Annotated in this window: 15 protein-coding genes, 1 tRNA gene and 7 pseudogenes; 12 read left to right on the forward strand and 11 right to left on the reverse strand. The window is 70.3% G+C overall.

Features of this window, described 5'->3' with window-relative positions; translation table 11 throughout:
- Position 1 precedes the first annotated feature (1 nt).
- The 4 genes and pseudogenes from L2X98_RS10495 to L2X98_RS10510 all read right to left on the reverse strand — a co-directional run bounded on the left by L2X98_RS10495 (position 2) and on the right by L2X98_RS10510 (position 3,943).
- Positions 2-1,428 (reverse strand): annotated as a pseudogene (locus L2X98_RS10495) (FtsW/RodA/SpoVE family cell cycle protein).
- Positions 1,428-2,663 (reverse strand): PP2C family protein-serine/threonine phosphatase, encoded by a 1,236-nt coding sequence (locus L2X98_RS10500; protein WP_259610869.1) that lies wholly within the window; start codon positions 2,661-2,663, stop codon positions 1,428-1,430. The pseudogene L2X98_RS10495 and the gene L2X98_RS10500 overlap by 1 nt, the downstream one beginning before the upstream one ends.
- A 12-nt stretch (positions 2,664-2,675) precedes the next feature.
- Positions 2,676-3,207, reverse strand: a pseudogene (locus tag L2X98_RS10505) (FHA domain-containing protein FhaB/FipA).
- Positions 3,204-3,943, reverse strand: a pseudogene (locus L2X98_RS10510) (FHA domain-containing protein). The pseudogenes L2X98_RS10505 and L2X98_RS10510 overlap by 4 nt, the downstream one beginning before the upstream one ends.
- Positions 3,944-4,337: 394 nt before the next feature.
- Here L2X98_RS10510 and L2X98_RS10515 point away from each other — a divergent pair.
- Positions 4,338-4,421, forward strand: a tRNA-Leu gene (locus L2X98_RS10515).
- 66 nt (positions 4,422-4,487) lie between these two features.
- Here L2X98_RS10515 and L2X98_RS10520 read toward each other — a convergent pair.
- On the reverse strand, positions 4,488-4,973 hold the full coding sequence (locus tag L2X98_RS10520; RefSeq protein WP_259610870.1) for a GNAT family N-acetyltransferase: 486 nt from the start codon (positions 4,971-4,973) through the stop codon (positions 4,488-4,490).
- A 41-nt stretch (positions 4,974-5,014) separates the two neighbouring features.
- Positions 5,015-5,659: a GntR family transcriptional regulator gene (locus L2X98_RS10525; RefSeq protein WP_259610871.1), complete on the reverse strand. Its 645-nt coding sequence runs from the start codon at positions 5,657-5,659 to the stop codon at positions 5,015-5,017.
- A gap of 361 nt (positions 5,660-6,020) precedes the next feature.
- On the opposite strand from L2X98_RS10525, the gene L2X98_RS10530 reads away from it, so the two are divergent.
- Positions 6,021-6,227 carry a cold-shock protein gene (locus L2X98_RS10530; protein ID WP_259610872.1) on the forward strand — a complete coding sequence of 69 codons (207 nt, stop codon included), beginning with the start codon at positions 6,021-6,023 and terminating at the stop codon, positions 6,225-6,227.
- 54 nt (positions 6,228-6,281) lie between these two features.
- Here the strand turns inward: L2X98_RS10530 and L2X98_RS10535 are convergent, their stop codons facing one another.
- Positions 6,282-6,971, reverse strand: a complete 690-nt coding sequence (locus L2X98_RS10535) for a hypothetical protein (RefSeq protein ID WP_259610873.1) — start codon at positions 6,969-6,971, stop codon at positions 6,282-6,284.
- 581 nt (positions 6,972-7,552) lie between these two features.
- The gene (locus L2X98_RS10540) at positions 7,553-8,311 is read right to left on the reverse strand and encodes an HAD hydrolase-like protein (RefSeq protein WP_259610874.1); all 759 of its coding nucleotides are present in this window, start codon (positions 8,309-8,311) and stop codon (positions 7,553-7,555) included.
- Between the two features lie 72 nt (positions 8,312-8,383).
- Here L2X98_RS10540 and L2X98_RS10545 point away from each other — a divergent pair.
- The 3 genes and pseudogenes from L2X98_RS10545 to L2X98_RS10555 all read left to right on the forward strand — a co-directional run.
- Positions 8,384-8,539 (forward strand): annotated as a pseudogene (locus L2X98_RS10545) (coenzyme F420-0:L-glutamate ligase); the annotation flags it as partial.
- Positions 8,540-8,842: 303 nt separating this feature from the next.
- The gene (locus L2X98_RS10550; RefSeq protein ID WP_259610875.1) at positions 8,843-9,652 is read left to right on the forward strand and encodes a 13E12 repeat family protein; all 810 of its coding nucleotides are present in this window, start codon (positions 8,843-8,845) and stop codon (positions 9,650-9,652) included.
- A gap of 46 nt (positions 9,653-9,698) precedes the next feature.
- Positions 9,699-10,373 (forward strand): HNH endonuclease signature motif containing protein, encoded by a 675-nt coding sequence (locus L2X98_RS10555; RefSeq protein WP_259610876.1) that lies wholly within the window; start codon positions 9,699-9,701, stop codon positions 10,371-10,373.
- Between the two features lie 48 nt (positions 10,374-10,421).
- Here the strand turns inward: L2X98_RS10555 and nucS are convergent.
- Both nucS and L2X98_RS10565 read right to left on the reverse strand, forming a co-directional pair.
- Positions 10,422-11,115 (reverse strand): annotated as a pseudogene (nucS, locus tag L2X98_RS10560) (endonuclease NucS).
- 28 nt (positions 11,116-11,143) lie between these two features.
- Positions 11,144-11,380, reverse strand: coding sequence for an FAD-linked oxidase C-terminal domain-containing protein (locus L2X98_RS10565; protein ID WP_259610877.1), 237 nt, complete (start codon positions 11,378-11,380; stop codon positions 11,144-11,146).
- 177 nt (positions 11,381-11,557) lie between these two features.
- On the opposite strand from L2X98_RS10565, the gene L2X98_RS10570 reads away from it, so the two are divergent.
- The 3 genes from L2X98_RS10570 to L2X98_RS10580 all read left to right on the forward strand — a co-directional run bounded on the left by L2X98_RS10570 (position 11,558) and on the right by L2X98_RS10580 (position 15,466).
- A complete protein-coding gene (locus L2X98_RS10570; RefSeq protein WP_259610878.1) occupies positions 11,558-13,051 on the forward strand; it encodes an aldehyde dehydrogenase family protein in 1,494 nt (497 codons plus the stop codon).
- 148 nt (positions 13,052-13,199) lie between these two features.
- Entirely contained in the window at positions 13,200-14,033 is an 834-nt protein-coding gene (locus L2X98_RS10575; protein WP_259610879.1) for a methylenetetrahydrofolate reductase, read from the forward strand.
- A 38-nt stretch (positions 14,034-14,071) separates the two neighbouring features.
- Positions 14,072-15,466, forward strand: a complete 1,395-nt coding sequence (locus L2X98_RS10580) for an MFS transporter (protein ID WP_259610880.1) — start codon at positions 14,072-14,074, stop codon at positions 15,464-15,466.
- 20 nt (positions 15,467-15,486) lie between these two features.
- Here the strand turns inward: L2X98_RS10580 and L2X98_RS10585 are convergent, their stop codons facing one another.
- Positions 15,487-16,737: an MFS transporter gene (locus tag L2X98_RS10585; RefSeq protein WP_259610881.1), complete on the reverse strand. Its 1,251-nt coding sequence runs from the start codon at positions 16,735-16,737 to the stop codon at positions 15,487-15,489.
- Positions 16,738-16,795: 58 nt separating this feature from the next.
- Between L2X98_RS10585 and L2X98_RS10590 the strand changes: the two genes are divergently transcribed.
- From L2X98_RS10590 to L2X98_RS10605, 4 genes and pseudogenes are all read left to right on the forward strand, one after another.
- Positions 16,796-17,830, forward strand: coding sequence for a LacI family DNA-binding transcriptional regulator (locus L2X98_RS10590; protein WP_259610882.1), 1,035 nt, complete (start codon positions 16,796-16,798; stop codon positions 17,828-17,830).
- A gap of 91 nt (positions 17,831-17,921) precedes the next feature.
- A complete protein-coding gene (locus tag L2X98_RS10595) occupies positions 17,922-20,831 on the forward strand; it encodes a Na+/H+ antiporter subunit A (protein WP_435526188.1) in 2,910 nt (969 codons plus the stop codon).
- 22 nt (positions 20,832-20,853) lie between these two features.
- Positions 20,854-21,377 (forward strand): annotated as a pseudogene (locus tag L2X98_RS10600) (Na(+)/H(+) antiporter subunit C).
- Positions 21,374-22,912 (forward strand): annotated as a pseudogene (locus L2X98_RS10605) (Na+/H+ antiporter subunit D); the annotation flags it as partial. The pseudogenes L2X98_RS10600 and L2X98_RS10605, both read left to right, overlap by 4 nt.

The following is a 22,912-nucleotide window of genomic DNA, read 5'->3' on the forward strand; positions in this document are numbered from 1 at the left end:
CTCAGCCGATCACCACCCGCGGACGTGAGCGCACGGCATCCGAGATCCGCAGGCAGCGCCACGATCAGCCAGTTCGCCACCAGGGACGAGCCGCCGGCGGCCAGGAACGGCGTGGTCAGCCCGGTCAGCGGGATGACCCGGGTCACACCGCCGACCATGATGAACACCTGCAGCGCGATGGTGAACGAGACGCCCACCGCGAGGAGCTTGCCGAAGTCGTCCTGGCCGTTCAGGCCGATGCGGATGCCGCGGCTGGTGAACACCATGTAGAGGGCGAGGATCGCGAACAGGCCGATGAGGCCGAGCTCTTCGCCGAGCGCAAGCGAAGATGTAGTCGCTCTCGGCCACCGGGGTCAGCCACGGGCGGCCCTGTCCGAGCCCCGTCCCGATCAGCCCGCCCTGGGCGAGCCCGAAGATGCCCTGCACGAGCTGATAGCTGCTGCCGTTGACCAGGTCGGGGTTGAAGGCATCCAGCCAGTTCGTGAACCGTCCGCCGACGTACGGCAGAAAGCGGGATGCCAGGAACGCGCCGCCGGCGGCGAGGATGACGCCGATGAGGACCCAGCTGGTCTTGCTCGTGGCCACGTACAGCATCGCCACGAACATCCCGAAGATGAGCAGCCCGGTGCCGAGGTCGCGCTGGATCACGATGATCCCCAGCGACACCAGCCAGATCACCAGCAGCGGCCCGAGCTCGCGGGCGCGCGGCCAGGTCATCCCGAGGAAGCGGGTGCCCACCGAGGTGAGGCTGTCGCGGGTGCGCACCAGGTACCCGGCGAAGAAGATCGCCAGGCAGATCTTGGCCAGTTCACCCGGCTGGAACGAGAAGAACCCGAGCGAGACCCACACGTCGGCATTGGCATCCGTCCCCAGGCCCGGGACGATCGGCAGAGCAGGAGGAGGATGCCGACCAGGCCGAAGATATATGTGTACCGGAACAGCACGCGGTAGTTGCGCAGCAGGATCACCAGCACGATCGCCCCCACCAGGGCGATCCCGGCCCACGCGAGCTGTCGGGTCGAATAGGCCTCCCAGCCGTGCCGGCCCCAGTGCACGTCCAGCCGATAGATCTCGGCCAGCCCGATGCCGGTCAGCAGGGTCGCGATCGGCACGACGAACGGGTCGGCGTCGCGGGCGACCAGGCGCAAGCACGATATCCAGCGCCAGGGCCAACGCGGTCAGCGCGCCCAGATAGATGAGGAACTTCGGGTCGATCTCGCCGGCCGCGCCCAGCTGGACGAGGACGACGGCCGCGCCGTTGATGAGGAAGGCGAACACGAGCAGCGCGAGCTCGCGGTTGCGCTGGGTCTGCGGCACCCGGATCTTGCGCAGGGCGCGCAGGACCGCGGTGTCGGCCGACCCGCCGTCGGTCGGCGCCGGGGTCGGCGCGGGGCGGACCGGGGTGTTTCCACCGGGGGGCGTGCGCATCAGTCACCCCCGATGTTCTGTCGAAGCTGGTCGACGATCTGCTCGGCGTCCGCGAGCGAGCCCGCTGAGATCGTGCCCTGCACGACCTGGCGCTCGAACTCGGGCAGCACGCTCAGCGGCAGGCCGGTGTCCTCGTACGGCGAAGACAGCGAGATCGGGCCGATGCTCTGCTGGATGCCGCGGAAGATCACCACGGTGTCTTCGTCGGCACCGACGAAGTACCGCGTCTGGGTCCACTGGTAGGCGCCGAACAGCGCGGCGCCGATCAGCGCGAGCACCAGGATCAGCCCGGCGATCCAGCCGATCCGGCGCCGCCGGCCTCGTCGGCGGTCCTCCTCGATGAGCTCCTCGAGGTACTCGGCGTCGGGTTCGAAGTGGGTCGGCTCGTTCGCCGCCTGCCGGGTCAGGTGCAGCCACGACACGCGTCCGGGGCGGGCGAGCGGCACCTCGACGCCCTTCGGGGTGGATGCCGCACCGACGATCGTCGGCGTCCCGGACACGAGCGGATGCTGACCGCCGACATCCACGATCACGATGGTGACGTTGTCCGGCGCGCCGGCGTCCAGCGCATGCTTGAGCAGCACGTCGGCCGTGCGGCCGGGGGCCAGGCCCAGGCCCAGCGTCTTGGCGGTGTGCGCGTCGTCCACGACCCCGCTCAGCCCGTCCGAGCACAGCAGCCAGCGGTCGCCGGGCTGCGTGGGCATGATGAACGTGTCCACCTCGGGGTCGGCATCCATGTCGCCGAGCACCCGCATCAGCACCGACCGGCGCGGATGGTAGCGCGCCTCTTCGGGGGTGATCCGGCCGGAGTCCACGAGGCGCTGCACGAACGTGTGGTCGGTGGTGATCTGGGTGAGCGCGTCGTCGCGGTACAGGTAGATGCGCGAGTCGCCGATGTGGGCGATGACGGCGTACTCGTCGACCATGATGATCGCGCACACGGTCGTGCCCATGCCGGCCAGCTCGGGCTTGATCTTGACCGTGTCGATCAGGGCGCCGGCCGCCGCGGTGAGCGCGCGCTGGAGCGCGCGCTCGGCCTCGGCCGGGGTGTCATAGGTGTGGTCGAGCCCCTCGAGCCGGTCGATGGCGATGCTCGAGGCGACGTCGCCGCCGGCGTGACCGCCCATTCCGTCGGCGACGACGAACAGGTTCGATCCGGAGTAGCCGGAGTCCTGGTTGTTCCCGCGCACCTTGCCGGTGTGCGAGAGAGCAGCGCTCGAACCCTGGAAGACCATGGCGGGCGGGGCCTACTTCCGCAGCTCGAACGTCGTCGCGCCCACGCGGATCGGCGCGCCGATGGTCACCGGAGTGGGCGAGGCCACCCGGCGCCCGTCGTGCCAGGTGCCGTTCGTCGAGTCGAGGTCCTGGATCATCCACTGGTCGCCCCAGAGCACGAGGCGCGCATGATGACTGGACGTGTAGTCGTCGCGGACGACCAGGCCCGACTCGCTGGACCGGCCGATCGTCAGGGGCTCGGTGCCCAGCGGCAGCTCGAGTCCGGCCTTGGGGCCGCTGGTGATCACGATGCGCGACACCGTCGCGGTCGTCGCTCCCCCGCCGGCGGCCGACGGCGCCAGCGACTGCACGGGCGTGGTCAGCTCGTTCGGGCTGGACGTGGGGGCGGGGGATGCCGCGGCTGCGGCGGCCTCGGGGGCGGGCATCTTGCGCACCTTCACCCCGAACAGGTCGGCGCGCAGCGAGTACACCACCGCGAACACGAAGAACCACATCAGCACCAGGAAACCGAGGCGCAAGCAGGAGAAGTGTCAGCTCACTCAACGGTCGCCACCCCCGACGTCGAACATGCGGGTCGCGGCATCCGCCGCCGAAGATCTTGGCACCGGCGGCGCGGCCTGCGGGACGACGCGGAACACGATCTCGGTGCGGCCGATCGTGATCGTCGCCTCGGGCGGGAGCGGAGCCTGGCTCACCGGCTGCCCGTCGAGCTTGGTGCCGTTGGTCGAGCCGAGGTCGCGCACCATGGCCCGCTCGCCGTCCCAGAGGATCTCGACGTGCTTGCGGCTGGTGCCCGAGTCGGCGACGGTGATGTCGGCATCGCTGCCGCGGCCGATGACGGTGCGGCCGGTGCGCGAGCGGATGCCGGGTGCCGTCGATGTCGACCACGCCTCGCCAGGACACCGTGCCCTCGGCCGTGCGGGAGGCGACCCGCAGTGTGCCGGTGGAGAGCCGCTCGTCGCGCTGGAGCGTGACCGACACGGGGCCGGCGAACGAGTAGTGCTGGGAGGCCGCGTGCGTGCGCACGATCTCGGTGAGTTCGCCGATCAGTGCCGGGCCGATGGCCGCCATCTTCTCGTCGTCGGACGGCGCGAGGCGCACGGTGAGCGTGTTCGGCACCAGAATGCGGTCGCGTGACACCACGGCGGCCTTCTTGTCGAGCTCGCTCCGCAGAGCGGATGCGATCTCGACAGGCTGGATGCCGCTTGCGGAAGGTCTTGGCGAACGCGCCGTTGACGGCGCGCTCGAGACCCTTCTCGAAGCTGTCAAGTAGTCCCACACGACTCCTCAGGCAGGCAGATCAGTGGCTACATGCTAGTTCCCCCGCCTGGGGAGACGATGGATTCGGTGTCGCGGGCCCGCTGTCCTTTCCCGCTCGCGCTGTCCTTTCCCGCTCGCGCGGCCGTTTCCCGCTCGCGCGGTCCTTTCCCGCTCGCGCTGTCGTTTCCCGCTCGCGCGGCCGTTCTCGACCTGCCCCTGCGGCTCGCGCTGCTGTTTCCGGCATCCGCGCCCGAAAAGGACGGGCGCGAAAGCGGAAAACGACAGCGCGAGGCGCGGGGCGGGGAGGGCGCTCGCGGGGCGATGCGACGGGCGATGCGACGGGCAGCGCCAGAATCGGAGGCCGGTCGAGCCGTGCTATCCTCGACAAGTTGAGATTCGGGGTTTCCCGACTCGCGCGAGTGGCGGAATTGGTAGACGCGCTGGCTTCAGGTGCCAGTGCCCGCAAGGGCGTGGGGGTTCAAGTCCCCCCTCGCGCACACAGCAGAGACAGCCCCTGATCCGGGTTCCCGGACCGGGGGCTGTGTCGTCCTCGGGCCCTTCGGCTATTCGAGCGTGGGCACCAGGGTGTAGACGATCTCCTCCACGTCGCGGCCGAGTCCTGGGGCGGGCGCGACGTCGCGGGACACCTCGGTGAAGCCGTTGTGCTCCAGCACGGCGATCGCCCCGGGATTGTGTGCGGCCACGCGGGCGAACAGCGGACGCGTCGGCTCGCGCGAGACGAGCAGGCGCAGCGCCTCGGTCGCGACCCCTCTCCCCCACGCGTGCCGCGGCAGCCAGAACGTGACCTCGCGGTCGCCATCCAAAGTGAACGCCGCGATCGTGCCGGCGAAGCCGCCCCGCTCGGTGATCACGTGCAGCGAGACATCCGGCGACGCGCGGCGCACCGCGATCCATTCGTCGAACGCGGTGCGGTCCGCGGCATCCCGTGCCGTGAAGGCCGCCATTGCGATGGCCTCGGGATCGCGCAGCATCTCGAAGACGGCGTCGAGGTCGTCGTCGTCCAGGTCACGCAGCTCGATGTGGCCCATGCCGACACCGTACCCGTGCGCGCCCCGTGCGGGAATGCCTCTCAGCCCAGGCCGTGCTGCATGCGCAGGATGCGCTCCGCGCTGTCGCCGTCGCGCGCGGCGACGGCCTCGCGGAACACCCGGTAGATGTCGGTGCGCTCGGCGCGGTCGGTCACGTGCGGGCTCCAGCTGTGCAGGTTGCGGCGCAGGGCGAACTCCGACTCCTCGAGCATCATCTGCACGACCCGGTTCTCGGTGGCGTACGTGACCAGGATGAAGAAGTGCATGCTGACCCGCAGCAGGTCGTCGCGGTCGTCGGCGTCGGAGGCGGCGATCATCTGATCGATCCCGGCCAGCAGCTGGTCCACTGTCTCGTCCGAGCAGCGGCTCAGCGCCATGCGCACCGCGGTGCCCATCATGTAGACGACCATCTCGTGCGTCGCCGCGCGCAGGCTGTCGTCCGGGACGGACACCCGCGTCCACCGGTTGGCCGACACCTCGACCAGGCCGGAGCGCTCCAGCCGCTGCAGCGCCTCACGGACGGGAGTGCGTGAGACGCCCAGTCGCTCGGCGAGTTCGGTGTCGCGGAGGCGCTCGCCGGATCGGAGCCGGCCGTCGAGGATCGCCTCGCCGAGCACGCGGTACACCTCGTCGCCGAGGATGGCGCCGCGCGGGTCGAGCGGCGCGAAAGCTACATCGCTGGTCATGGGTTGCCCAAGTCTTCTGTCAGGGGGTCTCGATCGGTGGGGGGTCGGTCGAGGAGAACAACAGCACTGGGATGCGTCGCAATATATCAGCCGTGACTATCAGGGCACCAGGCGATCTTGCGTGGCGAGAGGGCACCGGGCCGATATATCGGTACAGTTGGGGTGCCACGTGCGCGTGGCCTATCCGGGGGGATACGTCGACGCCCGGACCGTCGGTCTCAGACCCGGTCCGGGCGTCGACGGGGCCCGTCGTGCAACATTTCCGTCACCATCTGTCGCAGACCCGCCATCGAACACGCGACTTCGTTACGGTGGAGGCAATCCGGCGCACGGTGTGTCGGAACGCACAGAATGGCAATACATGAGCACGCAGGGCACCGTCAAGTGGTTCAACTCCGAGAAGGGGTTCGGATTCATCGCCCCCGACGAAGGCGGCGCTGACGTCTTCGCGCACTACACCGCCATCGAATCGAGCGGCTACCGCTCGCTCGAGGAGAACCAGCGCGTCGAATTCGACGTGGCGCAGGGACCCAAGGGTCTCCAGGCCGAGAACATCCGCGCGCTGTAGCGCGGCTTTCGGTCGCTGAGCGGGCTCGCACGGCGTCGCGCCCGCTCAGCGACCTCAGGCAGGACTCATCCGGTCGTATGCCGCCAGGGCCTGTGCGTCTTCGGCGTGCCTCAGTGCGCGTCGCGCAGCATCCAGCGCCTCGACCGGATCGGGCAGTTGGCGTGCCGTGGCGAGTTCCTCCTGCGCGCCGATGAGGCGTGCGCGCGCGTCGGCGCCGGTTCCCGGGACGGATGCCTCGGCCCGCGCGACCGCGTTCTGAGCGGCCGCGATCGTGCCCGGCAGTGCCGTGCGCGCGCCCCGCAGGCGCTGCTGCGCGGTGCGGGCGTCTCCAAGCGCGAGGTCGAGCCGATCGCGCAGCCGCGCGATCGATTCGACCGCCGCCGTGGGGTGGCGCGCAGCATCCGATTCGAGCGCCGCCAGGGCGCCCTGCGCCTCGTCGATCGCACCGCCCAGCCGGGCGGAGGCATCCGGCTCGAGCGACTCGCGCACCGTCAGCGCCTGCCGGATCGCCCCGCGGGTCGCGTCGAACTCGTCCGGCAGCGCGGCCGACGCCTGGCGTATCAGGCGGTGGACCTCCTCCATCCGGCGGGTCTCGGACTGGGCCGAGCGAATGCGGCGCTCGGCCAGGGCCAGGTCGCTCAGAGCGCTGCGGGACGGGTCGTGGGCGCTCGCCGCCGCCCGGTCGAGGAGTTCGGCGGCCTCGTCGGCGTGGGCCACGGCTTGCGGCGGCGCCGGCCGCGGCATCCGTCCATTCCGACTCGTCGAACCGCTCGCCCAGTTCGCGCAGCGGCGCGGTGGGGTCGCCGAGCTCTTCCCGCAGCCGGGTCAGTCGGGTGCGGGCGGCGTCGATCTGGGCCGGCGCCGAGGTGTTGGCGCGCATCCACTCCTCGTGCTCGGCGCGGGCGCGGGCGATGATGCCCTGGGCGTCGGCGACGTGCCTCGTGATCAGCCCTGCCCGGCGCTGCACCTCGGCGGGCAGCAGTCCGGATTCGTCGCCGATCGCGCGATAGTCCTCGAAGGCCTCGTCGCGCACGTGCTGGGCCGTCATGCGCGCGCGGCGCAGGGACGCCGGGGCGCCGCCGCCGTAGAGCGCTCCGGACAGGCCGACCTCGAGGTCGAGCTCGCCCACCTCGTCATCGAGTCGAACCAGGGCCGAGCCCGCGTCGGTGCGCGCCGCGGCGGCTGCCGCCGTGGCCCGCGGGGAGCGGCGCGCAGACCTCACCGCCCAGCCGATCGCCACGATCACCACCGCGGCGACCACGATCACGACCAGCGCGGGCACGAGCCAGCGCACGATCTCGCCGACCACCCCCGCGAACGGCATGTCAGCCGATCTCGACGGATGCGGGTCGGGATGCGGTGGCCCGGGCAGGTTCTTCGGGCTCGGGTTCTTCGGGCCTGGGTTCTTCGGGCTCGCCGACCAGCAGCAGAGCGCGGAGCTCGGCGACGGTGTCCACCGCCGCCTGGGCGCCCTCGGCCTCGTGCGGCCAGCTGAATCCCCAGCGCACGAAGATCACCGGGACATCCCGCTCGGCGCCGCCTTCGACATCGTGATGCCGGTCGCCGACCAGGACGGGACGCGAGACATCCGCCCCGGCCGCCGCGAGCCGGCGCAGCGCCTCGCCGATGATGTCGGCCTTGCGGCTCAGGGTCTGCTCGTCCGGCGTGGAGCCGACGGTCGCGGTCAGATGGGGGGCGAGGCCGAAGTGATCCATCAGCGCCACCACCTGCACCTCGGGCTTGGAACTGGCCGTGGCCTGGGGGATCCCGGCGGCGCCCAGTTCGGCGATGAGGGCGGCCATTCCGGGGAACAGCCGGGCGCCCGTGGTGTAGCCGTCGGCCCTGCCGATCGTGCGGTAGTAGGCGACCGCTTCGGCGGACTGCTCGAGGCTCATCCCCACGTTCGCCTGGAACGAGTCGAACATCGGCGGTCCGATCCAGTGCACGAGCTCGTCGTGCGTCGGGGCGGGATGGCCGAAGTGCTCGAGGGCGATGGAGAGGCGGCGCAGGATGCCCTCGGAGGCGTCCACGATCGTCCCATCCACGTCCCAGAGGACGCAGGTGAACGGCGAGAGGGCGGACATGTCCCCCAGCCTACGGTGGCGGGCTGGCACGGATCCTTCAGGAGGGGCCCGGTGGGCGCGGTCCTGGCCTGCGACGTAGCCGTGGTCGACATCGACGACCTCGGCGGGAACATCCTCGGCTCCACGCTGGACAAGGCCGGCGAACACCGGCTGCGGGCGATCCTGAAGGACAACCCGCTCGGTCCGGGCCACGAGTCGACTCCGCTGGGCATCGTCCGCGCGGTCTGATCGCCCCGCGCCGTGGGGGTGGGGCGCGCGGCGACCTTCGGCCCGCTTCAGCTGTCGCTGATGTACGCGAACCCGGCGTTTCCCGTGCATCAGCGACAGATGAAGGTCGTTCGGGCTTGCGCCGGCGCGGTCGCGGTTGAGCCGCTGCTTTGTTCGTATCTGGGTCAAAGCTGATGGCAAGGACGAGGGATGTCGAGGGTGACGGATTCGGCAGGATAATCATGAATTGACCATTGACATGGCGAAGCTTCGTTCGATACACTGAAGGGAGTTCACCCGAGGAACAGACCGGAGGTTTCGCTGATGTCATCATCGTCTGCGGGCCGGTCTGCGGTGCTGTCGGAGTTGGATCAGCTGGTCGAGGACCTGACCGGGTCGCGGGCTCTGGCGGCGCGGGCGTTCGCGGCGGAGATGTTCTTCTTCGAACGGGTCGCCGGGCTGGTCGAAGAGCGGGAACGGGAACGCGCCGCCCGGGACGGGAACGGGGCGGTCACCGCCTCGTCGCAGTTGGGGATGCGAGAGGTGTTCGCCGAGGTCGCGGCCGCGTTGCGGCTCAGTGAGTGGCAGGTGGCGCGGAAGGTGTCGCAGGCGTGGAGCCTGACCCACCGGTTCTATGAGACGTTGTGCGAGGCCAGCGACGGCCGGATCTGGCCGGAGCATGCGACCCTGATCGCGGAGACCGGTGCGGTGATCGAGGACGATCAGGTGCGCCGTCAGTACGAGGCTGTGGCGGTGGATATGGCGGGGGAGATGACCCCGGCCCAGCTGCGGCCGGCCCTGTCCGGGCTGGTGTCCCGGCTGGACCCGGAAGGCACCCAGCAGCGGGTCCGGGACGCCGTGAAACGCCGGAGGGTGACGGTGCGGGAGTTGGAGCCGGGGCTTGCCCGGATCACCGCGGACCTGCCCACCGCCCAAGGTGTCGGGATCGTGAACCGGCTGCAGGAGATGGCCGATCAGCTGTACGAACAGAACGCCGCCGACCGCGCCCAAGCCCAAGCCGAAGCCGCGGCTTGCGGCCGCCGATGCGAACGCCGGGGCAGACCCGAACAGCGACCGTGCCAACGCCGACGCGGACACGGACGCGGACGGCGTCGCGGACGGCGGCAGCGATGATGCTCCGTCTGAGGAGGCCGGGTCTGGGGAGGCCGGGTCTGGGGAGGTGGTGGTTGATGAGCGGACGCGGTCGCAGATCATGGCGGACGTGTTCAGCGACCTGCTGCTGACCAACGTCCCCGACGGGCACGGCACCACCGAGCAGGCCCGGAACCAGCTCGGGGCGATCGTCGGGACGGTGCAGGTCGCCATCCCGGCCCGCACCCTGACCGGCGAAACGGTCGGCGGGGGTGAGGTGGTCGGGTTCGGGGCGATCGATGATGACACCGCCCGGGACCTGGCCGGGGCGGCCCGGGTCTGGACCCGGGTGTTCACCGACCCGTGCACCGGGGTCCCGACCAGTGTGGACCGGTACCGGCCGTCGAAGCGACAGCGGCTGTTGTTGCGGGTGCGGGATGAGCACTGCCGGTTCCCTGGCTGCCGCCGCCCCGCCCACAAATGCGATGTGGACCACACTGTCGCGTACGCCGAGGGCGGGCAGACGTGTCTGTGCAATCTGGCACACCTGTGCAAACGGCACCACACCCTCAAACACGAGACCGACTGGACCGTTGTGCAGCTGCCCGGCGGGATCCTGGAATGGACCGCCCCCACCGGCCGCATCCACCACACCCGACCACCCGGCACCGTCAGATTCCAACCCATCGCGCTGATCACCGACGAACCACGACACAGCCACGAGATCAGCCACGCCCTCGCCCGCGACCCCGCACCCTTCTGACGCGGTGGGCAGTCCGTCAGGACCAAATCCAGCAAGCTCGGATCCGGATCAGAACAGGCGGGGCGCCCCGGACTCGATGCCCTTCATCCCGTCGTAATCGAGGGTGACGCAGCGGATGCCGCGGTCCGCGGCCAGCACCTTGGCTTGAGGTTTGATCTCCTGGGCGGCGAACACACCGCGCACCGGCGTCAGGTGCGGGTCGCGATCCAGCAGGTCGACGTAGCGGGTGAGCTGCTCGACGCCGTCGATGTCGCCGCGGCGCTTGACCTCCACCGCGATGGTGCCCCCCGCCGGGTCTCGGCAGCAGATCGACGGGCCCGATCGCCGTGGGGAACTCGCGGCGCACGAGCGTGAGACCGTCGCCGATCACATCCACCTGCTCGGCGAGAAGCCGCTGCAGGTCGGCCTCGACGCCGTCCTTCTGGAGCCCCGGGTCGATGCCGAGCTCGTGGTGGGAGTCGTGGATCAGCTCGTAGATCTGCACGACCAGCTCGTCGCCGCTCTTGCGGTGGGTGACGCGCCACTGCTCGAGCACGCCGGCGGATGCGGCATCCTCGCTCGGCTCTTCGACCGTGAGCGTGCACGGCGGGCTCATCCAGTTCAGCGGCTTGTAGCTGAGCGAGTCGGAGTGCACCAGCAGGCTGCCATCGCCCTTGTGCACGAGCAGCCGCGTGGCCGGCGGCAGATGCGCGTTGAGTCGCCCGTGGTAGTCGACGGAGCAGCGAGCGATGACAAGGCGCACCCGACGAGCCTACGCGACCGCGCTGTCGCTACAGATCATCCCGACCACGCAGTCGCGCTGGCCAGATTCCCGCCTTGCCGGGGTTGAGGATGCCGTTGGGGTCGAGGGCGTCCTTGATGCGCTCGTTGAAGCGTCGCTGCGCGCCTTCGTTGAATGAGTAGGTCGCCGCCACCTGGTCGGCCCACGCGTGGTGTGTACCGCTGTGGGCGGTGCCACACCGATGCCTGCGACTACGCCGTCGACCTTCATTCCTCAGGCCTAGCATGTGCCCAGTTCGGTGCCAAGCGCGGAGCCCGGATATCCAGGTGATTGTCCGAATTGCGAAGCCGCCGCCGGTATCTCGCCCGGAGCACCTGAGGCGGGCGAGAATGCTGTCAGGGCCTGAAGTCCGATGCGCCGCGGCGGGGTCGTCATCCCGCCGGCATTCTCGAAGAGGAGAACCATGATGACTGTCACAGAGAATCCGCAGACCAGCACCGGCTCCGCACCCGGTCGGCTGTATATCGGGGGGCAATGGCGGGATGCGGCGGACGGCGCCCGCACCGATGTCGTGAACCCCGCGACCGGCGAGAAGATCACCGATGTCGCGCGCGCCGGCATCGCCGACGTCGACGCCGCTGTGGCGGCGGCTCGAGCGGCATTCGACGAGGGTCCTTGGCCGCGGATGTCGAGTCGCGAGCGCGGCCGCATCCTGCAGCGCGCCTATGAGTTGATGCGCGAACGCACCGAGGAACTCGCCCTTGCCGAGTCGATCGATGTCGGAAAGCCGATCAGCCTGGCCCGTGCGGTCGACGTGAACAATGCCGCTGAGCTTTTCGAGTACTACGCGAGCCTCGGGCACCACAACGACGGAGCGGTGCGCGAGACGACGGGGAACACCCACGCGTATGTGAAGAAGGAGCCGTTCGGGGTCGTCGTCGCGATCACCCCGTTCAACTTCCCGTTGATCCTCTCCAGTTCCAAGATCGCGCCGGCGCTCGTCGCCGGCAACACGATCGTGCACAAGCCGGCATCCGACACGCCGCTGTCAGCACTGATGATGGCCGAAATCCTCAGCGAGGCGGGCGTGCCCGACGGAGTGTTCAACGTCGTGACCGGCCCCGGTTCGACCCTCGGCGATCACCTCGTCACCCATCCGGACGTGGACAAGGTCGCCTTCACCGGATCGACTGCGGTCGGCGCTCGCGCGGCGTCCCTGGCCGCACAGGCTCTGACTCCGTTCACGGCCGAGCTCGGCGGCAACGCCGCGAACATCGTGTTCGCCGATGCCGACCTCGACCAGGCGATCGACACGGTCATCTCGGCCTTCGTGTTCAACACCGGCCAGTTCTGCATGGCCGGGCCCCGGCTGCTGGTCGAGCGGCCGATCTACGACACCGTGCTCGGCATCCTCGGCCAGGCGGTGCCGCAGGTGCCGTTCGGCGACCCGTCCGATCCTGGAACGGTCATCGGACCCCTCGTGAGCGCGACCCAGCGTGAGAAGGTCGCGGGCATGGTGCAGCGGGCCAAGGATGCCGGGGTCACCGTCGTCACGGGCGGCGAGAAGGTCGATCTCAACGGGGGCTTTTTCTACGCCCCGACGGTGCTCGCCGGCCTCGACTCCGATGCGGAGGTGGTGGCAGAGGAGGTGTTCGGACCTGTTCTGACCGTGGAGCCCTTCGACAGCGAGGATGAGGCCGTTGCGCTGGCCAACGGCACCGCGTATGGCCTGGCCTCCGGCATCCAGACCTCCGACCTCGCAAAGGCGCACCGGGTCGCAGCGCGCCTGCAGGCGGGCATCACCTGGATCAACGGCTGGGCGTTGATGGACCCGTCGGTGCCGTTCGGCGGAGTGAAGGCGTCCGGCTGGGGCCGTGAAGGCGGTCCGGAGGCGATGGAGTCGTACCAGCGGGCACATTCGATCGTGTTCAACCTCGAGCAGAGGGCCGCACAGTGACCGCGGGCGCGCGGCGATCGTGACCGCACCGAATCAGCTCGATGTCGCCGACGTCGAGTTCGGTGCGCCGGGAACCGGGGAGGTGCTCGTGAAGCTCGTCGCGTCGGGCTTGTGACAGGACCGTCACATCGCCGAGGAAGAGGTAGGGATGCAGACACGCGAGCTGCTGGCGGACTGTTCGCTGGACATGGTCGGCCGACGCCTCGGTGATCTGACGGCGGCGACAGCGGCGCTGCCGCCGGGGACCCGGGTGAACGTGGGCGCTGCGACCGGGCAGAGCGCGCAGGTGCACCGGATGACGGGCGTCGCGATTGCGGACGCCGGACTGACACCGGTGCCACATCTGGCGGCCCGGCGGATCGGCTCGGAGCAGGAGTTGCGCGAGGTGCTGACCGGGTTGCAGAACGACGGCACCGGTCGTCATCTGTTCATCATCGGCGGCGATCCGCCGACGCCGGAAGGCCCCTTCGACAGCGCACTCGCGCTGATCCGCTCCGTGCGGCTCGCCGACTACGGTGTCGAGACCGTCGGGATCGGCGGCTACCCGGAGGGACATCCCGCGATCCCGGCCGATGTGCTCCACACCGCGCTTCGCGCGAAGGTGGACGAGCTCGCGAGGCAGAGGATGCGGCTCGAATTGTTCACCCAGCTCGCTCTCACCGTGGACGCGGTGCTGACGTGGATCGAGGCGATCCGGCAGGAGGGGATCCACGCCCCGATCCGGGTCGGGGCGTGCGGGCCGATCGAGCCGGCTCGCCTGCTCGGGTATGCGCGGCGTGTGGGTGCGGCATCCGATCCCGACAGTGTCGAGCGGTACGGCTTCTCGCTGGCCGACCCGCCTTCGCGCGTCGGCCCCGGACGGTTCATCGCCGAGCTCGCCGAGCGGCTCGACCCGGTCGTGCACGGCGAGGTGCGAATGCACTTCTTCTCGCTGGGCGGGCTGCGCGAGACGGCCCAGTGGATCCACGAGGCGCTGAGGTAGGGACGGGGTCTCGCCCGCCCGAGTGCGAGGATCGAGGCGTGGGCGCAGACGAGACCGAGGGGACGGATGCCGCGCGGCGGCGTGCGACGCTCACGGTGGCAGCCCTCAGCCTCGGCACGACGCTGAATCCGCTGAACTCGTCGATGATCGCGGTCGCGCTGCTCTCGCTCGAGCACGACTTCGGCCTGTCGGTGCCCGATGTCACCTGGGTGATCACCCTGTTCTACATCGCCTCGACGGTCGGGCAACCGCTGATGGGGCGGGTGATCGACGCGTTCGGGGCGCGTCGGATCTTCGTGGGCGGCATGGCGGTGGTGGTCGTCGCCGGCGCGATCGCACCCCTGGACGGTTTCGGTCTCGTCCTCGTCTCACGCGTCATCATGGCGATCGGGACCTCTGTCGCGTTCCCCGCCGCCGTCGCCCTGGTGGGGCCATTGGCCGCCGTCAGCGGGACCAGTCCCCCGCGGCTGTTGGCGCGCATCCAGGTCGCCAACACGACGGCCGCAGCCCTCGGGCCCGTCGTCGGCGGCCTGCTGATCGCCCTGGCCGGGTGGCAGGCGATCTTCCTCGTGAACATTCCGCTCGGGCTGGCCGGGCTGATCAGCGTCGCCGTCCTGGCCCCACGGGATGCACCGCGCGAAGCCGTCACCACAGCCGCAGTCGTCCGCACCCTCGACCCGGCCGGGGTGATCTCGTTCGCCATCGCCGCCGTGGCGCTGCTGATCGCCGCGCTCGGAGCCGGCGCCGACGCGCTGTGGCCCCTGATCGCGATCGGCGTGGTGGCGTTCGGCCTGTTCGTCTGGCGGGAACGGCGCGCCCGGGTGCCGTTCATCGACGTTCGGATGCTGGCCGCCAACCGCGCTCTCAGTCTGACCTACGTCGGCTTCGGTCTCTTCAACGCGTTGTACTACTTGGCATTCTTCGGGCTGCCGCAGTTCCTCGAGGCACACGCCGGCTACTCCACGGCGGTGGTGGGTCTGCTCATGCTCCCGCTGTCGGGAACGACGATCGCGCTGGCTCCCGTCGTCGCCCGTGTGATCGAACGCCGCGGGCTCGTCCCGGTGCTGGTCACGATGGCCGTCACACTCCTGATCTCAGGCGGGTTCCTGACGATCGGGGTGTTCACGACATCCCCGATCTGGATGCTGGTGATGGCCGCGCTGATGGGAATCCCCTACTGCATGGGCTCGCTGGTGATGATGGAGTCCGTGCGGCGGGCGGCGCCGCCGGATGCGGTGGGCGTGGCATCCGGTCTGCTCCAGTCCATGCGCTACCTCGGCGCGATCGCGGCGACCGTGGTGCTCGGCCATGTCCTGGCCGGCGGGGTGGATGCCGCGGCCTGGGGCGGCGTCGTCATCGCCGCTGTGGGGATCGGCGTCATTCATCTGGTGGTCGCGCTGGTCGCCGCATCCGCCCTGCGTCGCGCGGCGTGAGTCGCCGCCGGCCGGGGCCGTCAGCGAGCGTCGTGGTCGGACGGATGCCCGGACCCGACCTGCGATCCCGCGATCGGCCGCGCCGCGCCCGACGCGAGGCCGGACAGGACGATGAGCGCGACGATGATGTAGAGGGTGTTCAGCAGGCCGATGTGGTCGCTGATGTAGCCGAGGACCGGCGGCCCCGCCAGGAACGCGACGTAGCCGATCGTGGCGGTGGCGCTGACCCGCGCGGCGGCCTTGGCCGGATCGTCGGCTGCGGCCGACATCCCCAGCGGGAAGCCGAGTGACGCGCCCAGCCCCCACAGCGCCGCACCGACGAACACCAGCGGGAGGTTCGGCGCGAGGATGAACAGGAGCAGGCCGGCGGTGGCCAGCACCGACAGGACGCGCAGCGTCGCGACCCGGCCGATGCGATCCACGAGCGGCCCGCCCAGGACCCGCATTCCGGTCATGCACACCGAGAACGTCGCCAGGGCCGCGGCGCCCATCGCCTCGGGCGCAGAATGCCCGTCGACCACGCCCAGCGCAAGCCAGTCGTTCGCTCCCCCTTCGGCGAACGACATGCCCAGCATGATCAGGCCGAGCGCGTAGGTGCGCGGCTCCTTCCACGCCGACAGCGCGATGTGCAGCCGCTCCCGCCAGTCCTGCTTCTGGGCCGCCGGCTGCGGGGCGTCCATGGCCGCCTCGCGACGCGGCACGTTCGCCACGCTGATCACGCCGACCACGACGATGATCGCCGCGATGATCGGCAGGTGCACCGCCGGAACCATGCCCACGGTGATGGCCAGCACGCCCAGCCCGGCGCCGATCACGGTGCCGAAGCTGAAGAAGGCGTGGAACAGCGGAAGGATCGTCTTGTTCACCTGCTTCTCGATGGCGGCGCCCTCGACGTTCATGATCACGTCCAGACAGCCGTTGCCGAAGCCCCACAGCACCAGCCCAACGGTCACGACCGGCCAGGATCCGGCGACATCCGTGCCGAGGCCGATGACCGCGATGCCGATCGCGAAGGTGACCATCATCGCCAGCATCGCCCGCCGGGCCCCCCACCGCGCGAGGAAGACCGAGCTGGTGGACAGGCCGAGGATCGATGCCGCCCCGCCGATCAGCAGCATCAGTCCGACGTCGGTGCGGGTGATGCCGAGCGTGTCGCGGATCGCAGGGACGCGCGCCGACCACGTGGCGATGCTCAGCCCGCTGGCCAGGAAGATCGCGAAGATCGCGGTGCGCCAGCGCACGAGCTGAGAACGGGTGAGGGCGAGATCCATCGGGCCAGTGTATCGAATCGATTCGGAGGGAACGACCGATGCCGGTAGCATCGAGAGGATGAGCACTCGCAGGGCGACGATCGCCGATGTCGCACGGGCCGCCGGGGTCGCGGCCTCGACGGCGTCGGTGGTGTTCAGCGGCAAGACGCCGACCTCGGATGCCACCCGCCGGCGCGTGCTCGACGCGGCGGCGTCGCTCGGCTACACGGGGCCGGATCCGCGCGCGGCCTCGCTGCGCCGCGGGCGCAGCGGGATCGTCGGGATCGTCTTCCAGGGGCCGCTGCGCACGGTGTTCCTCGATCCGGTGACCCGCATCATGATGGACGGGATCGCCGACGGCGTGGCCGATCTCGGGGCGGCCCTCCTTCTGCTGCGCGACGACGAGGACCGCGAGCCGACGCTGACCACCGCTCCGCTGGATGCCGCCGTGCTCGTGGGCTGCAACCCGCGGATGCGCTCGTCGCTGGAGACACTGCGGGTCCGCGGCATCCCGGTGGTCGTGATCGAGGGGGACGCCGGCGCCGGAGTCCCGCAGATCGACCTGGACAACCGTGAGGCGCAGGGGCAGGTCGCCCGGCACGTGCGCCGGCTCGGGCATGAGCGGGTGGCAATGGTGACCCTGCCCCGCGACGAGTCACGCGAGCGCGGCTGGATCGGCCCCGACGCACCGATCACCGTCGACGTCACCCGGGATCGGCTCGCCGGGTTCCGGGACGTGTATCCGGATGCCGGGGCCTTCGCCGCCGCGGCCAGCTCGATCGACGAGGGCCTGATCGTCGGGCGCATCCTGCTGGCCGATCCGCTCACGCGGCCGACGGCGATCCTCGCCCAGAGCGACCTGCTCGCCGCCGGCGTGATCCGTGCGGCCGAGGAGGCGGGGCTGCGGGTGCCCGCCGACCTCACGGTGACCGGGTTCGACGGCATCAGCGTCGACGGTCTGGCGCCGTACGACCTCACCACCATGGCCCAGCCGGCTGCCGACAAGGGCCGTGCCGCAGGCCAGGCGGTCACCGCCATGCTGAACGGACAGGACGCGGCGTCCTTCCGCTTCACCTCCACGTTCCACTCGGGCAACACCGCCGGCCCGGCCTGACAGCCGTGACACGGCGAGCAGGCACCGGCCCGTAGGATTGAGTCCACACCCCGAACGTCCCTGCCCGGGCACGGTACTTGCCGCGGCACGGGTGACGAGCACGAGGAGGCCGCACCGTGCGCTGCTCCTCGCCGCGTTCGCCCTCGCTCCCCTGGTGCTCCCGTGGCTGGTCCACCTGCTCGGTCCCCGCGCGTTCTACGCCGCGGCCGCGGTGCCGATCGTCGCCTTCGTGCACACCGCCCTGCAGGCACCCGACGTGCTGGCCGGACGGATTCCGTTCGAGGAATATCACTGGATCCCCAGTCTCTCCGTCAGCATCTCACTGCGGATGGACACCCTCGGCTGGATCATGGCGCTGATCGTCACGGGCGTGGGTGCCCTCGTCCTGCTCTACTGCCGCTGGTACTTCGAGCCGGTTCGAACGAGGGACTCGGGCAGTTCGCCGCCGTGCCTGCTCGCCTTCGCCGGCGCCATGTACGGCCTGGTGCTCACCGACGACCTCGTCGTCCTGGTGATGCTGTGGGAGGTCACCAGTGTCCTGAGCTACCTGCTCATCGGCTTCTACCACCGGCGCGGTGCCAGCCGGCGGGCGGCGCTGCAGGCGCTGCTGGTGACCACCGTCGGCGGCCTGGTGATGCTGGTCGGCGTGGTGCTGCTGGTGGTGCAGGCGGGGACGACGAGCCTGTCCGGAATCATCTCGCTGGCCCCGACCGGTCCGATCGTGGATGCGGCGATCGTGCTGATCCTGGTCGGCGCGCTGAGCAAGTCGGCCATCTTCCCGTTCCACTTCTGGCTGCCCGGTGCCATGGCCGCGCCCACCCCGGTCAGTGCGTACCTGCACGCCGCCGCCATGGTCAAGGCCGGCATCTATCTGATCGCGCGGCTGGCCCCGGCCTTCGCCCTCGTCGGGCCGTGGCGGCCGATCCTGATCGCGCTCGGGGCGTTCACGATGCTGCTGGGCGGCATCCAGGCGCTCCGCGAGACCGACCTCAAGCGCATCCTCGCGTTCGGCACGGTCAGCCAGCTGGGATTCCTCACCGTGGTGCTCGGGTACGGCACCCGCGACCTCGCCCTGGCCGGACTCGCGCTGCTGATCAGCCACGCGCTGTTCAAGTCCTGCCTCTTCCTGGTCGTCGGCGTGATCGACCGGCAGCTGTCCACCCGCGACATCCGCGAACTGAGCGGGGTGGGCCGGCAGACCCCGGTGCTGGCCACGTTCACGATCATCGCCATCTGCTCGATGGCGGGCGTGATCCCCACGATCGGCTTCGCCGCGAAGGAGGGGATCCTCGCGGCTCTGATCGACCAGACCACCCAGGCGTGGGGACTGGTCGCGCTGATCGGGGTCGTCCTGGGCTCCGTGCTCACCGCGGCCTACGGCATCCGCTTCGTCTGGGGCGCCTTCTGGCGCAAGAAGGCCCCCGACGGCGCGTATATGCCGGATACGGCATGGCCGGTGCCGCCGCGGGGATTCGCCGCGGCGCCGGTGCTGCTGTCGGGGCTGACGATCGTCGCCGGGCTGACAGCGTCGCTGCTGGATCCGGTCCTGGCCGGCTATGCCGACACCGTGGCGGACCCGGGCGCCCACCCCGCCCACCTCGCGCTCTGGCACGGATTCGAGCCGGCCCTGTGGGTCTCGCTGGGGACGCTGGCCGTCGGCGCCCTCGTGTTCGCCGCCGCTCGTGCCGTGCAGTGGGACCGCTGGCGACGGGTCCTGCCGTTCACCGCGGTCGAGGTGTACAACCTCGCCCTGCGCGGAGTCGCGCGCGTCTCTGTCGCCGTGACCCGCACCACCCAGCGCGGATCGCTGCCGCTGTACGTGGCCACGATCTTCGTGGTCTTCGTCGCCGCCGAGGGCACCGCACTGCTGGCGGGATCGGACTGGCGCGCCGACCTGGCGGCGTGGCACACCCCGATGCAGCTGCTGGTGGCACCGTTGATGATCGTGGCCGGTCTGGTGGCCGTGCGTGCGCGGAAGCGGTACACCGGCGTGGTGCTGGTCTCGGTCACCGGACTGGGCATGATCCTGCTGTTCGCGACCAGCGGCGCCCCCGACCTCGCCGTGACCCAGGTGCTGGTCGAGACCGTCACGATGATCACGTTCGCGCTCGTGCTGCGCCGCATCCCGTCGCGGATGGGCGACCATCACGCCTCGGTGTGGCCGGTCGCGCGCGCCGTGCTCGGCGCGGCCGTCGGCCTGACCATGGCGGCGATCGCGATCGTGGCCACCGGTGCGCGGCAGGCCGCCCCCGTCTCCGACAGCTTCCCCGAGCTCGCGTACCAGCTCGGCCATGGCCGGAACGTCGTGAACGTGGCCCTGGTGGACCTGCGCGGCTGGGACACGATGGGCGAGCTGTCAGTGCTCATCCTGGCCGCCACCGGCGTGGCATCCCTCGTCTTCGTCACCCACCGCGCCGACCTGCTGTCCTCCACCGCCGCCCTGCCCGCCGCCGTCGGCCGCTCCCGCCGGCCGCTGGTGGAGACCGCGGACGGCCTGCGCCGCCAGACCGGGCAGACGCGCGGGCGCCGCGCGTGGCTGGTGGGCGGGCAGCGGGTCAGCGCGGGGGAGCGCTCGATCATGCTCGAGGTGATCGTGCGGATCCTGTTCCACACCATCATCGTCATCTCGCTGTACCTGCTGTTCGCCGGCCACAACCTGCCCGGCGGCGGCTTCGCCGGGGGACTCGTCGCGGGCGTCGCCCTGGTGATGCGCTACATCGCCGGCGGCCGATACGAGCTCGGCGCGGCCGCGCCCACGGACGCCGGCCGGCTGCTGGGCGCCGGGATGACGCTGGCGGTGGCCTGCGCGATCATCCCGGTGTTCTTCGGGGCGGCACCGCTGACCAGTGCGGTGCTGGAGGCGGAGGTGCCCGTGCTCGGCCACGTCGAGTTCGTGACATCCACCATCTTCGACATCGGCGTCTACCTCGTGGTGATCGGGCTGGTGCTGGACGTGCTGCGAGCCTCGGCGCCGAGGTCGACCGGCAGCTGCACGAGCTGACGGCTGAGCAGGCGGGTGCGCGATGAACGTCAGCGGCGTGCTCATCGTCATCATGGCCGTGCTGTTCGCGTGCGGCGTGTACGCGATGCTCGAGCGGAGCCTGACCCGGGTCCTCATCGGCTTCCTGCTGCTGGGCAACGCGGCCAATCTGCTGCTGCTGATCGTGATGGGTGTCCCCGGCGACGCGCCGTTCTTCGGCGAGGCCGACAAGGACACCATGAGCGACCCCCTGCCGCAGGCGCTGACCCTCACGGCGATCGTGATCACGTTCGCGGTGTCGGCGTTCCTGCTCGCGCTGATCTACCGGTCCTGGAGCTCGGCCAGGCCGACACCGTCGAGGACGATGTGGAGGACGTCGCGCTGCGCGGGCCGGAGTGGGTCACCGAGGAGGACGCCCTGGACGATGAGGTCGAGGTCGAGGATGCCGACGAGAAGGTCACGACCGACTTCATCGGCACCTCCACCGCCCCGATCACGGTGCTGCACCATCGCGACCATCCGGCGATCGACGACGACGCGCCCACCGACCGGGGGGACCGCTCGTGAACGGGCTCATCCCGCTGATCGTCACGCTGCCGTTGCTGGGCGCGGCCGTGACGCTCGCGGCCGCACGCCGCCGGCGCGTACAGGTCGCGGCATCCGTCATCACCCTGTCGGCCGTGCTCGTGATCGCCGCGATCCTGCTGGTGGCCGTGGACGCCTCGGGCACCCCGCTGGCGGTCTCGGTCGGCGGCTGGCCCATCCCGTTCGGCATCGTCCTGTACGTCGACCGGCTCTCGGCGCTGCTGGTGGGGGTCTCGGCGGTGGTGCTGCTGGCGGTGCTGCTGTTCTCGGTCGGCCAGGGCGCCGCCGACGGAGACGACGAGACGCCGATCTCGATCTTCCACCCGAGCTACCTGATCCTGGCGGCGGGGATCTTCAACGCGTTCATCGCCGGCGACCTGTTCAACCTCTATGTCGGGTTCGAGATCCTGTTGGTGGCGTCGTTCGTGCTGATCACGCTGGGCAGCACCGAGTCGCGGATCCGCACCGGCGTGGTCTACATCGTGGTCTCGCTGGTCTCGTCCATCCTGTTCCTCGCGGCGATCGCCATGATCTACGGCGCCCTGGGCACGGTGAACATGGCCCAGATCTCGGAGCGGATGGGGGAGCTGCCCGACTCCACCCAGCTTGTGCTCCACCTGATGCTGCTGATCGCGTTCGCGATCAAGGCGGCCGTGTTCCCGCTGTCGTTCTGGCTGCCCGACTCGTACCCGACCGCCCCCGCGCCGGTCACGGCCGTGTTCGCCGGGCTGCTGACCAAGGTCGGCGTGTACGCGATGATCCGCACCGAGACCCAGCTTTTCGCGAGCAGCGACATCAACACGGTCCTGCTGATCGTGGGCCTGGCCACGATGATCGTCGGCATCCTGGGCGCGCTGGCCCAGGCCGAACTGAAGCGGATCCTGTCGTTCACCTTGGTCAGCCACATCGGGTACATGGTGTTCGGGCTCGCGATCGCGACTCCGGCGGGTCTGGGGGCGACGGCGTATTACATCGTGCACCACATCGTCGTGCAGACGACGCTGTTCCTGGCGGTCGGGCTGATCGAGCGGCGGGCGGGCTCGACATCCATCCTGAAGGTCAAGGGGCTGATGCGCGCGGCCCCGCTGCTGGCGGTGCTGTTCTTCATCCCGGCGATCAACCTGGGCGGGCTGCCGCCGTTCTCGGGCTTCATCGGAAAGTACGCGCTGTTCGACGCGGCCGCCCAGGTGGGCACGCCGCTGATGATCGCGCTGATCGTGGGCGGCATCGTCACCTCGCTGCTGACCCTGTACGCGCTGATGCGCGCCTGGAACCTCTCGTTCTGGCGCGAGGAGGAGGAGCCCGACGAGGCCGAAGCCGAGACCCTGTCGCGGGTGGCCTACCTGAAGGGCGCTCCGGCGGCCGCGGTCGAGACCGAGCAGCGCGTCATCCCGCGCATCATGACCGCCGCCACGGTGGGGATGGTGGGTGTGACCATCGCGCTGACCGTGTTCGCCGGCCCGCTGTACGACCTGTGCGCGCGGATCGGCGTGGGCATCGCCCAACCCGTCCATCTG

The sequence above is a fragment of the Microbacterium elymi genome (genome assembly GCF_021582895.2).
GTDB classification, from domain to species: Bacteria; Actinomycetota; Actinomycetes; order Actinomycetales; family Microbacteriaceae; genus Microbacterium; species Microbacterium humicola.

Coding starts and splice junctions, on each gene's coding strand:
- L2X98_RS10530 (WP_259610872.1), top strand. CDS start 6,021: ATGAGCACGCAGGGCACCGTCAAGTGGTTCAACTCCGAGAAGGGGTTC.
- L2X98_RS10550 (WP_259610875.1), top strand. CDS start 8,843: ATGTCATCATCGTCTGCGGGCCGGTCTGCGGTGCTGTCGGAGTTGGAT.
- L2X98_RS10520 (WP_259610870.1), bottom strand. CDS start 4,973: ATGGGCCACATCGAGCTGCGTGACCTGGACGACGACGACCTCGACGCC.
- L2X98_RS10590 (WP_259610882.1), top strand. CDS start 16,796: ATGAGCACTCGCAGGGCGACGATCGCCGATGTCGCACGGGCCGCCGGG.
- L2X98_RS10525 (WP_259610871.1), bottom strand. CDS start 5,659: ATGACCAGCGATGTAGCTTTCGCGCCGCTCGACCCGCGCGGCGCCATC.
- L2X98_RS10500 (WP_259610869.1), bottom strand. CDS start 2,663: ATGGTCTTCCAGGGTTCGAGCGCTGCTCTCTCGCACACCGGCAAGGTG.
- L2X98_RS10535 (WP_259610873.1), bottom strand. CDS start 6,971: ATGCCGCGGCCGGCGCCGCCGCAAGCCGTGGCCCACGCCGACGAGGCC.
- L2X98_RS10565 (WP_259610877.1), bottom strand. CDS start 11,380: ATGCTAGGCCTGAGGAATGAAGGTCGACGGCGTAGTCGCAGGCATCGG.
- L2X98_RS10570 (WP_259610878.1), top strand. CDS start 11,558: ATGATGACTGTCACAGAGAATCCGCAGACCAGCACCGGCTCCGCACCC.
- L2X98_RS10575 (WP_259610879.1), top strand. CDS start 13,200: ATGCAGACACGCGAGCTGCTGGCGGACTGTTCGCTGGACATGGTCGGC.
- L2X98_RS10540 (WP_259610874.1), bottom strand. CDS start 8,311: ATGTCCGCCCTCTCGCCGTTCACCTGCGTCCTCTGGGACGTGGATGGG.
- L2X98_RS10585 (WP_259610881.1), bottom strand. CDS start 16,737: ATGGATCTCGCCCTCACCCGTTCTCAGCTCGTGCGCTGGCGCACCGCG.